18 protein-coding genes are annotated in these 16,150 nt (G+C 37.1%); 12 read left to right on the forward strand and 6 right to left on the reverse strand.

Annotated elements, in window-relative coordinates:
• Positions 1-75: 75 nt before the first annotated feature.
• The 3 genes from ACFSKV_RS19070 to ACFSKV_RS19080 are packed head-to-tail and all read left to right on the forward strand — an operon-like array spanning position 76 to position 2,739.
• Complete coding sequence (locus tag ACFSKV_RS19070; RefSeq protein WP_380806517.1) at positions 76-1,152, forward strand: type III polyketide synthase; 1,077 nt, start codon at positions 76-78, stop codon at positions 1,150-1,152.
• On the forward strand, positions 1,152-1,865 hold the full coding sequence (locus ACFSKV_RS19075) for a methyltransferase domain-containing protein (RefSeq protein WP_380806519.1): 714 nt from the start codon (positions 1,152-1,154) through the stop codon (positions 1,863-1,865). The genes ACFSKV_RS19070 and ACFSKV_RS19075 overlap by 1 nt, the downstream gene beginning before the upstream one ends.
• Positions 1,866-1,893: 28 nt before the next feature.
• Complete coding sequence (locus ACFSKV_RS19080; protein ID WP_380806521.1) at positions 1,894-2,739, forward strand: mechanosensitive ion channel family protein; 846 nt, start codon at positions 1,894-1,896, stop codon at positions 2,737-2,739.
• 158 nt (positions 2,740-2,897) lie between these two features.
• On the opposite strand, the gene ACFSKV_RS19085 is transcribed toward ACFSKV_RS19080, so the two are convergent.
• The 3 genes from ACFSKV_RS19085 to ACFSKV_RS19095 form a co-directional block, all read right to left on the reverse strand.
• Positions 2,898-3,731, reverse strand: coding sequence for a hypothetical protein (locus ACFSKV_RS19085; RefSeq protein ID WP_380806524.1), 834 nt, complete (start codon positions 3,729-3,731; stop codon positions 2,898-2,900).
• A 63-nt stretch (positions 3,732-3,794) separates the two neighbouring features.
• Positions 3,795-3,953, reverse strand: a complete 159-nt coding sequence (locus ACFSKV_RS19090) for a hypothetical protein (protein ID WP_380806526.1) — start codon at positions 3,951-3,953, stop codon at positions 3,795-3,797.
• A complete protein-coding gene (locus ACFSKV_RS19095; RefSeq protein ID WP_380806529.1) occupies positions 3,950-4,402 on the reverse strand; it encodes a hypothetical protein in 453 nt (150 codons plus the stop codon). The genes ACFSKV_RS19090 and ACFSKV_RS19095 overlap by 4 nt, the downstream gene beginning before the upstream one ends.
• Before the next feature lie 162 nt (positions 4,403-4,564).
• Between ACFSKV_RS19095 and ACFSKV_RS19100 the strand changes: the two genes are divergently transcribed.
• The 4 genes from ACFSKV_RS19100 to purE all read left to right on the forward strand — a co-directional run bounded on the left by ACFSKV_RS19100 (position 4,565) and on the right by purE (position 8,316).
• Positions 4,565-6,319: a MutS-related protein gene (locus ACFSKV_RS19100; protein WP_380806531.1), complete on the forward strand. Its 1,755-nt coding sequence runs from the start codon at positions 4,565-4,567 to the stop codon at positions 6,317-6,319.
• A gap of 69 nt (positions 6,320-6,388) precedes the next feature.
• Entirely contained in the window at positions 6,389-6,541 is a 153-nt protein-coding gene (locus ACFSKV_RS19105; protein WP_380806533.1) for a lmo0937 family membrane protein, read from the forward strand.
• A 115-nt stretch (positions 6,542-6,656) separates the two neighbouring features.
• The gene (locus tag ACFSKV_RS19110) at positions 6,657-7,796 is read left to right on the forward strand and encodes a 5-(carboxyamino)imidazole ribonucleotide synthase (RefSeq protein WP_380806536.1); all 1,140 of its coding nucleotides are present in this window, start codon (positions 6,657-6,659) and stop codon (positions 7,794-7,796) included.
• 4 nt (positions 7,797-7,800) lie between these two features.
• Positions 7,801-8,316, forward strand: a complete 516-nt coding sequence (gene purE / locus ACFSKV_RS19115) for a 5-(carboxyamino)imidazole ribonucleotide mutase (protein WP_380806538.1) — start codon at positions 7,801-7,803, stop codon at positions 8,314-8,316.
• Positions 8,317-8,648: 332 nt separating this feature from the next.
• On the opposite strand, the gene ACFSKV_RS19120 is transcribed toward purE, so the two are convergent.
• Positions 8,649-9,005 (reverse strand): DUF3127 domain-containing protein, encoded by a 357-nt coding sequence (locus tag ACFSKV_RS19120; protein WP_380806540.1) that lies wholly within the window; start codon positions 9,003-9,005, stop codon positions 8,649-8,651.
• Positions 9,006-9,403: 398 nt separating this feature from the next.
• On the opposite strand from ACFSKV_RS19120, the gene ACFSKV_RS19125 reads away from it, so the two are divergent.
• Positions 9,404-10,006 carry an RNA polymerase sigma factor gene (locus ACFSKV_RS19125; protein ID WP_380806543.1) on the forward strand — a complete coding sequence of 201 codons (603 nt, stop codon included), beginning with the start codon at positions 9,404-9,406 and terminating at the stop codon, positions 10,004-10,006.
• Complete coding sequence (locus ACFSKV_RS19130) at positions 9,981-10,223, forward strand: hypothetical protein (RefSeq protein ID WP_380806547.1); 243 nt, start codon at positions 9,981-9,983, stop codon at positions 10,221-10,223. Before ACFSKV_RS19125 ends, ACFSKV_RS19130 begins: the two co-directional genes overlap by 26 nt.
• A 38-nt stretch (positions 10,224-10,261) precedes the next feature.
• Here the strand turns inward: ACFSKV_RS19130 and ACFSKV_RS19135 are convergent, their stop codons facing one another.
• Complete coding sequence (locus tag ACFSKV_RS19135) at positions 10,262-11,128, reverse strand: prolyl oligopeptidase family serine peptidase (RefSeq protein ID WP_380806550.1); 867 nt, start codon at positions 11,126-11,128, stop codon at positions 10,262-10,264.
• Positions 11,129-11,250: 122 nt separating this feature from the next.
• On the opposite strand from ACFSKV_RS19135, the gene nth reads away from it, so the two are divergent.
• The 3 genes from nth to ACFSKV_RS19150 are packed head-to-tail and all read left to right on the forward strand — an operon-like array spanning position 11,251 to position 14,944.
• On the forward strand, positions 11,251-11,937 hold the full coding sequence (nth, locus tag ACFSKV_RS19140) for an endonuclease III (RefSeq protein ID WP_380806552.1): 687 nt from the start codon (positions 11,251-11,253) through the stop codon (positions 11,935-11,937).
• Positions 11,937-13,721, forward strand: coding sequence for an asparagine synthase (glutamine-hydrolyzing) (gene asnB / locus ACFSKV_RS19145; protein WP_380806555.1), 1,785 nt, complete (start codon positions 11,937-11,939; stop codon positions 13,719-13,721). Before nth ends, asnB begins: the two co-directional genes overlap by 1 nt.
• The gene (locus ACFSKV_RS19150) at positions 13,721-14,944 is read left to right on the forward strand and encodes a glycosyltransferase family 4 protein (protein ID WP_380806558.1); all 1,224 of its coding nucleotides are present in this window, start codon (positions 13,721-13,723) and stop codon (positions 14,942-14,944) included. The genes asnB and ACFSKV_RS19150 overlap by 1 nt, the downstream gene beginning before the upstream one ends.
• On the opposite strand, the gene gldB is transcribed toward ACFSKV_RS19150, so the two are convergent.
• Positions 14,913-15,920, reverse strand: a complete 1,008-nt coding sequence (gldB, locus tag ACFSKV_RS19155; protein ID WP_380806560.1) for a gliding motility lipoprotein GldB — start codon at positions 15,918-15,920, stop codon at positions 14,913-14,915. The genes ACFSKV_RS19150 and gldB overlap by 32 nt on opposite strands.
• Positions 15,921-16,150 lie beyond the last annotated feature (230 nt).

Raw genomic sequence — 16,150 nt, forward strand, 5'->3', positions numbered from 1 at the left:
GCTTTTCTTTTTAACTTTTGCGGTTAAGAGATGTTTTAACTTCGTATCCAAGTTAGAAAAAATAAACTTAAGTTGATGAACAATCATATTGTGAGTATTGGAACAGCGAATCCAGGCGAAGGTATTTCTCAAACGCAAATTGGGGAATTTATGAAAATCGCCCATGGTCTTGACGCTGTAGAATCGCGTAAGCTCAATTTTGTATATCGACAGTCAGGGATCAAACATCGCTATAGTGTTCTGGAAGATTTCAAGTATGACGATCCTCAAAAATTCAGTTTTTTCCCAAAAAACCACAGCCTGACCCCATTTCCAAGTACACAGCAAAGAATGGAAGTTTTCCGAAAAAACGGCTTTCATTTGGCAAAAAAAGCTATCACCAGATGTCTTCAAAAGGGGATGACTTATCCAACAGAAATAACCCATTTGATTTTGGTCTCCTGTACAGGAATGTTTGCTCCTGGGCTGGAACTTCAGATAATTCATGAAATGGGATTAAAAACCGATCTGGAAAGGTATTCTCTCCATTTCATGGGTTGCTATGCAGCATTCAATGCTATAAAATTAGCCGACAAGATCTGTGATTCTTCTCCTAAGGCTAAGGTATTAATTGTTTCAGTTGAACTTTGTACCATACACTTCCAAAAGGATTACACAGAAGACAATTTGCTTGCAAATGCCATTTTCGGGGATGGTTCAGCAGCTGCCTTAATCAGCAAATCAAAATCCGGACTGGGAATTGCCAAATATGATTCCAAACTCTTCAAAAATGGGGAGGAGGACATGGCATGGTCAATCGGTAATTTTGGTTTCGAAATGAAATTAAGTAAATATGTACCGGATCTGTTACAAAAAGGTCTCGAAGTAATTCAATCCCACTTGGAGAATTATTTTCAATTGTCAACCTTGAAGAATTTTGCAATTCATCCGGGGGGGAGGCAAATTTTACAAAAAGTGGAAGAAGCTTTTGGTTTGGACATAAACCAGAACTTTGCCTCCCACGAAGTCCTGCGGGATTTTGGAAATATGTCCTCCGCAACCATTCTTTTTGTTTTAGAAAAATGGTTGGAAGAACAAACAAAAAGCGGCAACATTTTAGCTATGGGTTTTGGACCTGGATTGACATTGGAAACCATGTTATTGGAAAAATAATGGTAAAATTTACAACAAGAAGTGTTGAAAAAGAGATCATGGATGACCTGGAAGTAGATGGACCTGTGCTGGTTCAGACACTGAAAGAATTAAGAACGATCAATAAACTTCTTGGCGGAAATTATGTAACCACCTCTGCATTAAAAAAAATAATTGAAAATTCCCCAGACAAGTCTTTTACAATAGCAGATATAGGTTGTGGTGGAGGTGACATGATCCGCGTAATGGCCAATTGGGCAAAATCAATAAATTTAAATTGTCATTTTATCGGAATTGATGCCAATCCCAACACGATTGCCGCTGCAAGGGAAAATCTGGCTGACCTGAAAAATGTTTCCTTTCAGGTTCAAAATGTTTTCGAAAAATCATTTTTAGACCAAAAGGTAGATATCATCTCCTGTACTTTATTTACCCATCATTTTACAGACAAGGAACTAATTAACCTTTTTTCCACTTTTATTATTAAGGCAAAAATTGCCTTGGTCATCAATGACCTGCACAGGCATCCGCTTGCATTTTACAGCATCAAGCTTTTAACTGCTCTTTTCTCCCATTCACCTATGGTGAAAAACGACGGACCTCTTTCCGTTTTGAGAAGTTTTCGGAAAAAAGAAATAGAATATTTGATGAAAGCATCTGGATTTAAAAATTTTGAAATTAGCTGGCATTGGGCATTTCGCTGGAAAATCATTGCATATACGCCAGAATCATAACCTTATTTTCCACTAAAACCTAAATTTTATGGATTACGATTTAAACATTGACAATTTATCAATTATCAAAGAAAAAGCCATTGACCTTGCCTTTCAATTCGGCCCTTCACTATTAAAAGCTTTAATTTTACTTTTGGTAGGCCGATATGTCATTCGGTTGCTGATCAGACTTATGTCTGCTGCACTGGAAAAATACGAGATAGATCCCTCCCTTTCTACCTTTTTTAAGAGTTTTCTGAATGCCATCCTTTGGGTATTGTTACTGATCAGTGTTGCAACTACACTTGGAATGGAAATGACTTCTTTTGTGGCAATTCTTGGTGCTGCAGGTTTGGCCATAGGCTTGGCCTTACAGGGATCTCTTTCAAATTTTGCAGGGGGTGTTTTAATCCTGGTATTCAAACCTTTTAGGGTTGGGGATTCAGTTGAGGCCCAAGGTACTATTGGGGAGGTGGAAAGTATTGATATTCTCTACACCAAAGTAAGGAATTTTGACAATAAAGTGGTCACGATTCCCAATGGGGCACTTGCCAACAATCCCATAATTAACTATTCCCAAAAACCAACCAGGAGGGTAGATATGGCTGTCGGCGTTGCTTATGGCACTGATCTCAAAAAAGTTAGGAAAGTAATCCTAGATGTTTTAAAAAAAGATGAAAGAATCCACGATGATCCTAACCCTGTAGTTTATTTTACCAATTTTGGCGACAGTTCTTTGGATCTGACCATACGTTGTTGGGCCGATTCAGCCGATTTATGGCCTGTGTACTGGGATAATATGGAAGCCATCAAAGAAGCACTTGAAGCCCATGATATTGAGGTCCCTTTCCCTCAAAGAGATATCCATCATTATTATCCGGAAGGAAAAAAATAGAGAGACAAAAAATAAATTATCCTTGAATTTAAAGCAAAGGCTTAGTATTTCATTAAACCGAAGTACCCGGCTTTTTTAATTATCCAATGTCAATAAATGCAGAAATCCCTGAATCATCTACATCAAGGGATTTCTGCTATTTATTCCAAAATACCGGATCAATCAAATTTGATAGGAAATGAGGCCCCATTGTGATTGACTATTGCATCTTTATCACAAGTCCCTTCACCATAATCTACAGTGAATTTATTTGATTCTGCAATTGTAATTTCAATGATTCCCATGGAAGGTATCCAATTACCTTTTTCGGTACATTCCTGAAAGAATGTAAGTGGTTTTTCAATGGTATAAAAATAATTCATCCCTAAGCGGTTTGTACCGCCGGCACCACCGGTAACTTCAAGTTTGATTCCTTCATTGTCATTAGGTAGAAAAAGTTTTTTGGGAAATTCTCCTTCAATAGTAGCAAATTTCCCATCAGGCCATGTTACTTTTCCGTCATAAATGACACTCTCAAATGAGAAGTAATTTCCATTGGAATTAAATCCACGGTAAAATAATTTTCTCATTCCTTCAATTTTAAGCCCATTGACATGGTAGTCCGAAAAAGTGGTTGAAATAACAAATCCTTGCTCAGTGCTTTCCGCATAGCTTATGATCAATTTACCTTTGCGTTCAATTCCGCTTGCACTTTTGCAACCTGTCCCAAAATCAATTTGAATGGACTTGTTTTCAGGAAAAACCTCAACTTTTGCTGTGCTGCACAAGTCACTTTTTAATCCCAAGACAGAACGGAACCCTGGTCCCTGTGTCTGAAAAGCTGTTAAAGCAAAATTATCTGCCTCCTCAAAAGCTGCATTAACTACTATACTTTCTTGAATAAGCGTTGCATCTTCCTGAGGCAAAGGGTCTACCGATTCGGTACAGGATACGGTCATGAATAGTACGAGTAAGGCTAATAATGGCTTTAAAAATGGGTGATTTGTCTTCATAAGAATGTAGGTTTGTTTGCGGAAAAATAGTCAAAAAAAAACTGTTTTCTCCAAATTTTGGAATCATTTTCTCCTGTTTTTCAAGGGTTTAGAACCACATCCAATATTCTGTGTAAGAGATACATTTTCCGGTATTCCTCCAAATCCTTCAGAAAAATCCCAATCTGCTTTTTCTTCTTGAATTTTAATTTTTGTATTATTTTTCTTCTTTGGATTTTTCATTTTTCCAATATGAGTTCAGCATCCAATAAAATAAAATTCAACTCTTCAATATCATCCTCATTAAGTTTCAGTTTCCCCCGGATAGTCACAATCTCATCGGTATTTATCCTTTTTCCCGGTTTCTTTTTTAGGTAACCCACCACAATGCTTTCAGGACCTGACCCTCCACAGAAGAAACATTCTGCCATTGGAAACTTAGAAACTACTGCAATATTGGAATCGTTAATGTCTAAAGGAATAAAAAAACCTGAAATGGTCACCGTTTTACCCTCATAAGCCTTCAGTTCCTCAGGGAATTTTGGATATAAAAAATACATACCAAATTCCCGGTTCAATTTTTCAATAAACCTGGTTTTGGCAAATAAAGCCCATAGATTATCTTCCCTCATTGTGAAAGAACTTCCAATGATCAATATTGATAGGCAACCCACTAGAATTTTTTTCATCATATCCTTTATACGTAAATATTTTATTGAAGATTTGGAATCAAAATCTTGCCTTATGGACAATCAAAGAACAATGAATTTCGGATATAGTTCAATGAAAATGCCTTTTCCAATAGTTTCTTTAAGGTTTCTATTTGGACCTGCTTCTTTACCTATCTTTGCGCCATGAAAATTCCTGAAAATATAAAAAACATTTCATTGGGGCTTAAAAATGCCAAAAGAAAGGCATTTATTATTTCTGTCAATAGGCTCATATTATTTTTTGTCATTATCAGTCTATTAATTGTAGGTCTTACTGATCAAAAATCAATTCTTTTATTACTATTTCCTTTAGGATACACCTTTATCTGGCTAATAATTAGGTTTAATTATTACACTGATCTTCAAAGCTTTCTGATAGAATTAGAAAGAATGGATGAGGTCAAACAGAAACGAGCTGCAAGAGAATTAAATGAGTTGGACCCTGGTTTGGATTTTTTGGACAAAAAACATCCTTTCTGCAATGATCTAGATCTTTTTGGACCACACTCACTTTTCCAACTCATCAATCATACTGTGTCTGTTTCCGGCCGTCAACTTCTTGCAGATAACATAAAAAGTCAGATCAATCAGCAATCTGCGATTGAAAATTTTCATGCAACAGAAGAATTAAGAAAAAAAGAAAAATTCCTTCGGAATTTTGAAGCAATTGGAAGGGCTTTTATAAAAGGCGAGAAAAATAAGGCCTTTTTTTACCAATGGCTGGACAGAAATGAAAAATGGTCCAAAGTCTATTACATTTTCTTAGCACTTGGGCCGTTAGTTGGCATGATTTTGCTATTGGCTGGTGCATTTGGTTTCATTCATACTTCATGGATTGGATTATGGATTTTGGCCGGTTTACTTTTTTTATCCATTGTTTATAAAGACTTGCACAATGCAGCCTTGGTCTGGCCCAATGAAGGGGATATAAAAACATTTAGAATTTGGTCAGATTTATTGGAAAATGAATTCTTCGTAAGCCATAAATTAAAGGAATTGCACCGGCCATTTCAAAATGGAAAACTTTCAAAAGGACTGAAATCGCTGGAACAGGTTTCTTTTATGATCCAAAACAGGTTCAATCTGGTCTATCTTATTTTTAACCTTTTATTTTGGCTTGATTTCTTTTTGCTTTGGCGACTTAAAAAATGGAAGAAGGAATTCAGTAATGACTTATCCCATATTGAAGGCATATTTGACCATTGGCAGGTCATGGTTTCTTTGGCTTCCTTTTCGAATGAAGAGGAACTCAAAGGTGATGTTATTTGGGAAAAGGATACCATAATTGAAGCAAAAAACCTGCATCATCCTCTAATACCTCCCCTAAAATCCATAGGAAATGATTTCATTTTGGAAAAAAACCAAAAGACAGTTCTACTGACAGGATCCAACATGTCCGGGAAAACTACCTTTATGAGGACCGTTGGAATCAATATGGTACTTGTCAATTTAGGATTAAGACCATTTGCAGAGATATTCCAATGCGGTCCCTTCCAACTATACACAAGCATGAGGAATTCCGACAGTCTGGGAGAAAGTGTGAGTTCATTTTATGCAGAGTTAGCAAGGATCCGGCAGATTTTGGAAGCAGCGGAAAGTGGAATTCAGGTATTCTATTTGATGGATGAAATACTGAAAGGAACCAATACTATAGATAGGGTTATGGGCAGTGAAGCTTTGATCAAACAATTATCCCAAACAAAATCCAAAGGTATTATTTCTACCCATGATATTGAGTTAAGCCAATTGGAAAAAGACCTCCCGTTTTTGGTCAACAGTAGTTTCCACAGCAAAATTGAGGACAGGGAAATTTCGTTTGATTATAAACTCAAATCAGGTCCATGCCCAAGTTTCAATGCCCACAAATTAATGGAGTTGATGGGAATTAGGTTTCAGTAAAATACCCCTTTGGCACAGTCATTGTTTCATCTTGTTCATAACCAATTGTTTAACTTAACCCTAAATGCCATGAGTTCATTACTGTATTTAATTGCAATCATACTTATCATTGGATGGATCTTCGGGTTCTTTGTATACAGCTTGGGAGGCTTGATACATATATTATTGGTCTTGGCGGTTATATCCATACTGTTAAGGTTGATTGGAGGCCGGACGGTATAAAACAAATTCCAATGTATCCTAAAAGCCCTTTTTCAAGGGTTTTTGTATAATCTCCTTGACTTTTTCCGGATGCTACTTTTTTCTGTTATTTTTGGGCGGACTAATGCCAATCCCTGTGCAAAAAAATTACCAACAAAAGACTTTAGGAATTTTAGGAGGTGGACAGCTTGGACGGATGATCATTCAATCTGCCATCAATTACAATATTGATATACATATATTAGATCCGGATATCCATGCCCCTTGCCAATCTATTTGTCAAAAATTTGTCCATGGCAAATTGACTGATTTCGACACCGTATATGCTTTTGGAAAAGACTGCGACATCATTACCATTGAAATAGAAAATGTCAATACAGAAGCTTTGGAAAAACTGGCTTCTGAAGGAAAGGAAGTTTACCCGCAACCTCACCTGATCAGGATGATTCAGGATAAAAGGTTGCAGAAAACTTTCTACAAAGAAAAAGGAATTCCAACGGCTGATTTTATCCTGACGGAAAATAGGGAAGAAGTCATTAATAATGCAGCATTTCTTCCTGCAGTCAATAAACTAGGAAGGGAAGGGTATGACGGAAGGGGAGTTCAGATACTTAGAAGCCAAACTGATCTGGATAAATCATTTGATGCACCGGGACTTCTGGAAAAACTCATTGACTTTGATAAGGAAATTTCAGTGATCGTAGCAAAAAATAAAAAAGGGGATGTGGTGGCCTATCCGTCCGTAGAATGTTCTTTTCACCCTACGGCCAATCTGGTGGAATTTCTTTTTGCTCCTGCAGAAATCTCTCCAGAAATAGAATCGAAGGCAAAAAAAATTGCGGTGGATGTGATTCATGAATTGGATCTGGTAGGTCTATTGGCGGTTGAAATGTTTGTTACCAAAAACGGTGAGGTATTGGTCAATGAAATAGCTCCACGCCCCCATAATAGTGGCCACCACAGTATAGAAGCCAATTTTACCTCACAATTTGAGCAACATTTAAGGGCTGTGATGAACATGCCATTGGGAAATACTGAACTGAGAAGTCCTGCTGCCATGGTCAATTTATTGGGAGAGGATGGCTATTCTGGGGAGGCCTTTGTAGAAGGGCTTGAAGAAGCTATGGGACAAAAGGGGGTATATGTACACCTATATGGAAAAAAATTGACCAAACCATTCCGAAAGATGGGCCATGTTACCCTTATTGATGAAAATCTGGATAATCTCAAAAAGAGAGCTTCGGAAATAAAATCTTTGATCAAAATAAAAGCATAAAACCATGACTGTACAGGTTGGAATTATCATGGGCAGTAAATCAGATTTGCCCATTATGTCAGAAGCTGCTTTAGCTTTGGAGGAATTGGGGGTCAGTTATGAACTGACTGTAGTGTCTGCTCACCGAACCCCTGATAAAATGGTTAATTATGCCCAATCTGCCAGAGAACGGGGTTTAAAGGTTATCATAGCTGGAGCAGGTGGTGCGGCCCATTTACCTGGGATGGTTGCCTCTATGACCTCACTTCCTGTCATCGGAGTACCCATCAAATCCTCCAATTCCATAGATGGTTGGGACAGTGTATTGTCCATTCTTCAGATGCCTGGCGGTATTCCTGTTGCAACCGTTGCGTTGAATGGGGCTAAGAATGCCGGGATATTGGCTGCCTCCATAGTAGGAGCATTTGATCCAGTTATTGCGAAAAATATGGACAAATTTAAAATGGATCTGAAAGAAAAAGTTGAAATTTCAGCCAAGGAAATTGAAACAAAAGGTTGGAGAACAGCGTTAGGCAAATAGACATTGATTGAAAGTTTACTAGATTGATTGACAAGCGGGCAAACCAACATGCTCGCTTTCTTTTTTTGGCTATCTTGTATACGAAATGGATCTCAAAAAAAATATAAGATTTAAAATAGGATCTGAAGTCTGGGAAATGCCTTTGGGTATATTGCTGCTCCTTTTTTTAATTGCACTGATTCTTATGATCGGGGGTGCATTTATGGGTTATTTATTTGGGGAAAGACAATTTAACCCATGAGGTATTATAGCAGGAATGGTTCTCACTTTGGGTTTATTAAAAAACCTCGGTTAAGGGGTAACCGAGGCACAATAAGTATTAGCTAAGAAAATCAGAAAGGAAGAATATCATCCGAACTGTCATCCGAAAAACTGGTCACATCCGGCATAGAAGTGGTTCCTGCGTAATTTTCTTTTTTAGCAGCACCTGCTTTTTCCATTTTCCATGCTTTTACATCCGTATACCATCTTCCGTTATATTCCCTGCTTTCAATATCAATGGATGCGTTCACCTGATCTCCCACATTGACTCCAAATTGGTCAATATTATCCCCCCAAACCGTAATACAGACTTTTTTAGGATAATTTCCCTGGGTTTCAATAATAAATTCCTGTTTTCTCCACTGACCATTTTTACCGGTTCCATTTACTTCCGGCATAATTTGAACAATTTTTCCGCTTAATTCCATACTTCTTCGTTTATTAAAACGAAGGTAAGAAATTAGATAAAAAAGGTCCTCATTTTCGGAAATAAACTCTGGGCAAAAATTAAAATTGGCACAATTTTTAACATTATTTTTCTTACCCAAGTATAATAAACCTAAAAATAATCGTTTTTAAATCGTTGAACCCTTCAAAATTTAAAAATGTATAAATTTTTTTATCAAAATTTTATTGCATTTTAAACACAAAAAAATCCTATATACATCCATAATTTATTTTTTTATTAGATTTCCTTCTAAAAATTTCCCAATTTTTTTGCATGTATGTTTCTGAATCAATACATTTGATTTAGCGTAAAATAAATTGTTTCACCCTCAACATATACTATGGCTTAGACTTCTACGTTATTTTAAAGTCAATTTGTATGAGCAAAAGGATTCTTCCTAAAGACTCTGAACTGATTACCCAGTACAGAAGCGGCTATGAAACCGCATTTGAATGTTTGGTGGATAAGTATAAATCAAGAGTTTATACCACTATCTATCTAATAGTAAAAGACAAGGGAGTTGCTGAAGATTTACTTCAGGATGTGTTTGTAAAAGTGATTCAGACCTTGAACTCCGATGGGTATAACGAAGAAGGAAAATTTCAGCCATGGTTGATGCGAATTGCGCACAATCTAGCTATCGATCATTTCCGGAAGTGTAAACGCTATCCTACCATAATAATGGAAGATGGCGAAAGTTTGTTCAACACAATGAAGTTTGCTGATGATTCAGTAGAGGATCAACGCGTAAAAGAAGATACCTTAGAGATGGTCCGCAAGCTGATTGATGAACTACCTGAATCTCAAAAGCAGGTACTCGTCATGCGTCATTATATGGATTTAAGTTTTCAGGAAATAGCTGATCAAACTGGTGTAAGTATCAATACTGCTTTGGGCAGGATGAGGTATGCATTGATCAATATGAGAAAAAAGATGAAACAATTAAATTTTGCCTATGACAAAACCTTTTACCCCAAATGACCTGCTTAGATATATCTACCAGGAAATGAGTGAGGGTGAGAATGAAAAGCTAGTGCAGGCCTTGCATGAAGAAGAATCTTTGATGCAAGAATATTTGGAAATGCTGAGCACAATGGAACAATTGGACGACCTCATTCTCGAACCTTCCGAAAAAGTAGTAAAAAGCATTCTTAGGAAAGCCAACTCTACAGGACTCGAAAAAATCAAATCGTTTTAGATTAACGGTGAACCTGAAAGCTAAGCTTTCAGGTTTTTTTATAAATGCAAATTGATAAATTCTTCAATTTTCCTGATCATATTCTGATAAGTCTGATCAGTAAAACCATGTCCCTGCCCTGGGTAATATTCAAAATATAGAGGAACATTATTTTCCCGAAGTTTTTCTTCAAGTAGGTAACTTTGATCTATTGGCACTACCTCATCTGCATCACCATGATAGAAAGTGGTAGGAACAGATTGGGAATCTATAAAATTAATTGGTGATGAATTGATGTACATGTCACTATTTGTCTCGGGATTTCCTACCAGGGTTTGTAATAGAAAAGTGATCAAAGGATTACCGTTACCAAGTGTAAATAGCTCGGTAGGAGGGAAAACAGCTGCAACAACTTTCACCAATCCATCAGAATTGTTTTTATAACTATGTAATAAAGCAAGATGTCCTCCAGCACTTCCTCCTGACAAAATCACTTGATCAGAAACTTTCCATTCAGGTAGCTTTTGCTTGATATAATCCAGAGCCATTTTAATATCTTCTTCCTGACTGGGAAATTTGTTTGCTCCTGAGGCCACATCAAATAAGCGGTAATTCAAAGAGATATAAGCATAATCATCCTGCACCTCCTCAAACCAAGGTTTGAAATCCACAAACTCACCCTTATCCCCATCTACCCAGGCACCCCCATGGATCCATATCAATAAACGGGTATTTTCCCTGGTGCGGTTTGCAGGGAGAAAAATATCCATCTTATGTCTGGGATGATCACCATAGGATACATCAAAAAGTTCCATGGCTACATTCTCATCCTCTATAGGTTCTTTATCGGGCTGGCAGGATTGAACAAATAACAACAAAATCAGGACTGGAAGGGCTAAATACTTCAAAAATTTGGTTTGCTCCATAATTAAACAGTTTTGAATCAGTGAATGATAAACGAAAACAAGTTAATCTTGTTGTAAAAATCAGGTTTGACTTCAATTTCAATCGAATAAACCTTAATTTTCTAACCAACATATCAAGAATCATGCTCAAAAAGGAAAGATACGCTGCTTTTATTGATTATTTTACACATCATATGCCTGTCGCAGAAACCGAACTGGTCTATGAAAACCCTTATCAACTTCTTGTGGCGGTGGTTCTTTCTGCACAGTGTACAGATAAACGGGTCAACATGTCTACTCCGGCGATTTTCAGGGACTTCCCAACTCCACAACACCTGGCATCTTCCAACTTTGATGAGCTTTTCCCCTATATCAAGTCTATCTCTTACCCAAACAATAAAACCAAACATCTCCTCGGCTTAGGCAAGAAATTGGTGGAAGAATTTAATGGTGAAATTCCATCTACTGTAGAGGAGTTGATAAAACTACCCGGTGTCGGTAGGAAAACAGCCAATGTGATCACCTCTGTGGTCTGGAACCAACCCAACATGGCCGTGGACACCCATGTATTCAGGGTATCAAAAAGATTGGGATTGGTTACCCAAAATGCCAAAACTCCATTAGAGGTAGAGAAGCAATTGATCAAAAACATCCCCAAAAAACACATCCACATCGCCCATCATTGGCTTATCCTACATGGCAGATACATTTGCCTGGCCAGAAAACCAAAATGTTTGGAATGTCCGATCAGCCATTTTTGCAGGTTTTTCGAAAAGAATAAAAGTTCACTTATAGACTTGGAAAACACCCTTCCTCCTTCCAAAAAATAATGTGCGGTATCAATGTCATTGTAGGTGAAGATCCGGGTAATAACCTTATCCAGCAAATGATGAGGTCAACTGCTCACCGTGGGCCTGACTTTTCTGATTTCACCCAGGTTTCAGAATCATTGTATTTTGCAGGAAACAGGTTAAAGATTCTTGACCTAAGTGATGCTTCCAACCAACCCATGTGGGACAGGGAACGGAAATGTGTTTTGGTCTGGAATGGTGCAATTTACAACTATCAGGATTTACGGAACGAGCTTTTGACATTAGGTTTTGTATTTTCAAGTAATTCCGATTCTGAAGTTTTATTGTATTGGCTCAAGTACTATGGTGAAAATGGTATACCCAAGCTAAAAGGCATGTTTGCAATTGCCTTTGCAGATTTATCAAAAAATAAACTGATCCTTGCCAGGGACCCTTCGGGAGAAAAGCCATTATACTATGCTGAAGAAAATGGGAAAAAATATTTTTCCTCCGAATCCAAAGCTATAAGGATCGCCTTGTTGCCTAAAAATAGAATTGACACCAAGCAGTTTGTTCCTTATTTCTACCAAAGGCATTCCTATCCATCGGAAACATTCTTTGAAAACATCAAGCAATTTCCTCCCGGAAACGCCTGGGTTTTTGATTTGAAAGGAAGTGAAGTTGCCGGATTAAAATGGAAATTTCCCAAATCCAATCAGGAAAAAAAGACCCGGGAAAATTTCGAAGACCTGCTGAAAGATGCTGTTATCCATAATTTTCATGCAGAAAGGCCGGTAGGACAATTGTTAAGTGGTGGTGCTGACAGCAGTCTAATTTATGCCTTATGGTATGAAGAAACCGGAGAGCCACTTCCAACATATACCGCCACTTTTGATATTGGGAAAATGGGCAAATATTCAGATCCGGATTTTGTAAAAAAATTTGGAAAAAAATACTTTTCCCTCAATAGAGAAATTAAAATTGATTTAAAAACTCTCCAGGATAATTGGAACTCCTATATTCTTTCGCTGGATCAACCCATAGGAGACAGTGCAGGGTTTTTAACTTGGATGATCGCCAAAGAGGCCTCCAAAGAAGTAAAAGTATTAATCACAGGAGCTGGTGCGGATGAATTATTCGGAGGTTATAACAGACACCTTGCTTTTCAGAAATATTTAAGACATCCGTTTTTTTGGAAAGGTTTAAAAAAACTCTTACCCTTTAAAATCTTCAACTCCAATTTGAAGAAAATGCTTGAAAGTATCCAAGATGATTCTGATTTAACATTTCTTCAAATGGCTGCTTTGGAAAATATACCTGAAGAATTTTTGGATTCTTTTTTGAATTTATATCCAAAATCTGAATTCCACTTGAAAAACGCGCTGGAATGGGACCGTTCTTTTTATCTGGTGAATGATGTTCTGAAGATCCATGATGGTGCCTGTATGGCACATGGTATAGAGGGAAGGTCTCCCTATTTAGACTGTAATTTGATTTCATTGAGCCAAAGTTTGACAGAAGAGGAAATTCATGAACAAATAGGTAAAAAATGGATCAAAGAGGCTTTGGAAAAAAGAGGGCTTGGCTTCATTTCCAAAAGGAAGAAACTGGGCTTTGGCTTACCCTTGGCAGAGTGGACCAAGGAAAAAAGCTTTTTAGATTGGATAATAGAGCCTATCAGGAAAATGGAAAATGAATGGGGTCAACATTTTCCGGAAAAAATGCGTAATTTAGGTTTTGACCCTTCAAAGGCAGAAGGCAGGCAATTCCTTCAAATTTGGAATCTCTTCCTCCTGGCATCGTGGCTTGAGGCAAATAAGTAATGAGAATCGTCTACATACACCAATATTTTTTAACTCCTGAAGAGGGGGGTGCTACCCGTTCCTATTATTTGGCTAAAGGTTTGGTGGAAAAGGGAATTGATGTGGAATTGATAACTGCACATAATAAATCCTTTTATGATCTGAAAATCATTGATGGTATTAAAGTGCATTATTTACCGGTCAGCTATGATCAAAGTTATGGTTTTCTCAGACGTATATTTGCTTTTTTATTTTTTGTACATGGCGCAAGGAAATGGATAAAAAAAATACCAAGGGCTGATTTTCTTTACATTTCTTCAACCCCCTTGACCACTGGCCTGATTGGTTTATGGGCAAAAAGGAAATTTGCTTTACCCTACCTTTTTGAGGTTAGGGATTTATGGCCTGACGCCCCCATACAAGTTGGTGCCATTCGAAACCCATTATTAAAAAAATTGCTTTACGGTCTGGAAAAAAGAATTTATAAACATGCACTTAAAGTAATTGCCCTTTCTCCAGGTATTGCGGAAAGCATAAGAAAAAAGTGTCCAGGCTGTACCATACACATCATTCCTAATTTTTCAGATACCACAGCTTTTTATCCTGCCCCTAAAAACCAAAGGATAATTGAAGAATTAAAATTGAAAAACACCTTTACCATAGCCTATACAGGTGCCATAGGAAAAGTCAATGCAGTGGAAGAAATCCTTGACCTTGCTAGAATTTCCCAAGAGCATGAAAAGGATTTTCAGTTTGTCGTAATGGGAAAGGGATCGAAAATACCCGATTTGCTCCAAAAAGCGAAACAACTGGAACTCCGGAATTTTTATTATATCCCTTTTGGCTCTAAACAGGAAGTTAGCCAACTATTGAATGTAGCAGATATAGCATTCATATCATTTGACCACTTGCCGGTGTTAAAAACAAATAGTCCCAATAAATTTTTTGATGCTTTAGCCGCAGGTAAAGCCATACTTGTCAATCACAAAGGTTGGGTTTATGACCTGGTAAAAACCCATGAACTGGGTTATTATTATAATCCTAAAAAGCCCAATGAAACCTTCCGAAAAATCGAATTATTGGCAAGGGATCCAAAGCTCCTTGAAAGTATGCAACGAAATTCCAGAAAACTCTCAGAGCAACATTTTTCAAAAGACAAGGCTGTGGAACATTTAATTATGGTCTTTAACACAAAACCGTCAAAAGGAAATTTCACAGGCGGGGCTTATACCCTGACTGCCTAAAGATTTTTTCCGTATCTGACTCCAGCATCAATTCCGGTAAATCCAGATTGTTGTTCAATCTGTAATCATCCACAATGTTCCAACCTAACCATCTTCCCAATCTTCCCGGTGCCTGAGGACTGATTTCATCTGTAGAAGGCGCTTCCCCGATATATTTTCTAATTTCAAAGGGGTTTGTAGTATACAACAAATCATTTTCAATAAAATATGACCAGATATAGACCTCATTATTAAAGCATGAAGCAACTTCCTCCGAGGTGTAACCTATAATATATTCATCCGGAGTACATGGTAGTATACTTTTGGTAAAATGATAAGCCTTACCATAATAAATCATTTCAGCCAATAGAGAATTCTGATTGAGATCCGTTTTGTTAAACTGGGAAGAAATAGCAGTGACAACCATCGGTACAATATATTCCCTCTGATAGCGCTTGGTAATATATTGAGGTAAATCAGGTGGTTGAAAACGATGTTCAAAAGGTAAAAAATAATCCAAACCAATTACTAATATATCTTTATCAATATAAATATCGGAGGCAAAACCACTGACAAAAGTGTACACTTTTGGAATTTTAAATTCCGGAAAATAATATTTGATGTATTTGAAGGCAGTCAATAAATCCTCTTCTAAACCACTCATGTCTTTGAATTCTTTATTCACCTCTTCATATAAAGCCATCATCAAGGTATCCTGATTACCCTGGATCAATTCATCTGCAAATTTCTCTCGGGAGCCATAAAGACTTACTTGTAAATAATTTTCTGCAAATTCAGGATAGGATTCCAACAAATAGAGGATTTCCCCCGTTTCCTGCGCCTTATAAAATTTATCTTCTAGCCTTTCAAGATCCAAATTTATTTCAACAGCAAGAATTTCCTTGTCCAGCACACAGTCCTGACTTTCCTTTTTACAGGAAGTAAGAATTATAGAAAAAAACGTGAAGGTAAGTGCTAGGATATTTTTTGAACTCATCTTGAAAATGTTTTATATCAAATTAATATTAACCGACACAAATTAATGGAAATCGTCAATAAATAGATACTTATTCCTTTTCTGAAATCAATACTTGTCAAAATAATTAATGTATATACAGGATTTTCATTTACAATTTCATGCAGTTGGTACACGATTACATAATTCTTACTGATAATTATTAAAATTTTTCCAAATTTTTTTAAACCTAAAGGCTTCCTCTGTGTTCT

The sequence above is a fragment of the Shivajiella indica genome (assembly GCF_042683085.1).
Lineage (GTDB): Bacteria > Bacteroidota > Bacteroidia > Cytophagales > Cyclobacteriaceae > Shivajiella > Shivajiella indica.

Coding starts and splice junctions, on each gene's coding strand:
- ACFSKV_RS19070 (WP_380806517.1), top strand. CDS start 76: ATGAACAATCATATTGTGAGTATTGGAACAGCGAATCCAGGCGAAGGT.
- ACFSKV_RS19085 (WP_380806524.1), bottom strand. CDS start 3,731: ATGAAGACAAATCACCCATTTTTAAAGCCATTATTAGCCTTACTCGTA.
- ACFSKV_RS19075 (WP_380806519.1), top strand. CDS start 1,152: ATGGTAAAATTTACAACAAGAAGTGTTGAAAAAGAGATCATGGATGAC.
- ACFSKV_RS19135 (WP_380806550.1), bottom strand. CDS start 11,128: ATGGAGCAAACCAAATTTTTGAAGTATTTAGCCCTTCCAGTCCTGATT.
- ACFSKV_RS19095 (WP_380806529.1), bottom strand. CDS start 4,402: ATGATGAAAAAAATTCTAGTGGGTTGCCTATCAATATTGATCATTGGA.
- ACFSKV_RS19105 (WP_380806533.1), top strand. CDS start 6,389: ATGAGTTCATTACTGTATTTAATTGCAATCATACTTATCATTGGATGG.
- ACFSKV_RS19120 (WP_380806540.1), bottom strand. CDS start 9,005: ATGGAATTAAGCGGAAAAATTGTTCAAATTATGCCGGAAGTAAATGGA.
- purE (WP_380806538.1), top strand. CDS start 7,801: ATGACTGTACAGGTTGGAATTATCATGGGCAGTAAATCAGATTTGCCC.
- ACFSKV_RS19080 (WP_380806521.1), top strand. CDS start 1,894: ATGGATTACGATTTAAACATTGACAATTTATCAATTATCAAAGAAAAA.
- nth (WP_380806552.1), top strand. CDS start 11,251: ATGCTCAAAAAGGAAAGATACGCTGCTTTTATTGATTATTTTACACAT.
- ACFSKV_RS19125 (WP_380806543.1), top strand. CDS start 9,404: ATGAGCAAAAGGATTCTTCCTAAAGACTCTGAACTGATTACCCAGTAC.
- ACFSKV_RS19100 (WP_380806531.1), top strand. CDS start 4,565: ATGAAAATTCCTGAAAATATAAAAAACATTTCATTGGGGCTTAAAAAT.
- ACFSKV_RS19130 (WP_380806547.1), top strand. CDS start 9,981: ATGACAAAACCTTTTACCCCAAATGACCTGCTTAGATATATCTACCAG.
- asnB (WP_380806555.1), top strand. CDS start 11,937: ATGTGCGGTATCAATGTCATTGTAGGTGAAGATCCGGGTAATAACCTT.
- gldB (WP_380806560.1), bottom strand. CDS start 15,920: ATGAGTTCAAAAAATATCCTAGCACTTACCTTCACGTTTTTTTCTATA.
- ACFSKV_RS19090 (WP_380806526.1), bottom strand. CDS start 3,953: ATGAAAAATCCAAAGAAGAAAAATAATACAAAAATTAAAATTCAAGAA.
- ACFSKV_RS19150 (WP_380806558.1), top strand. CDS start 13,721: ATGAGAATCGTCTACATACACCAATATTTTTTAACTCCTGAAGAGGGG.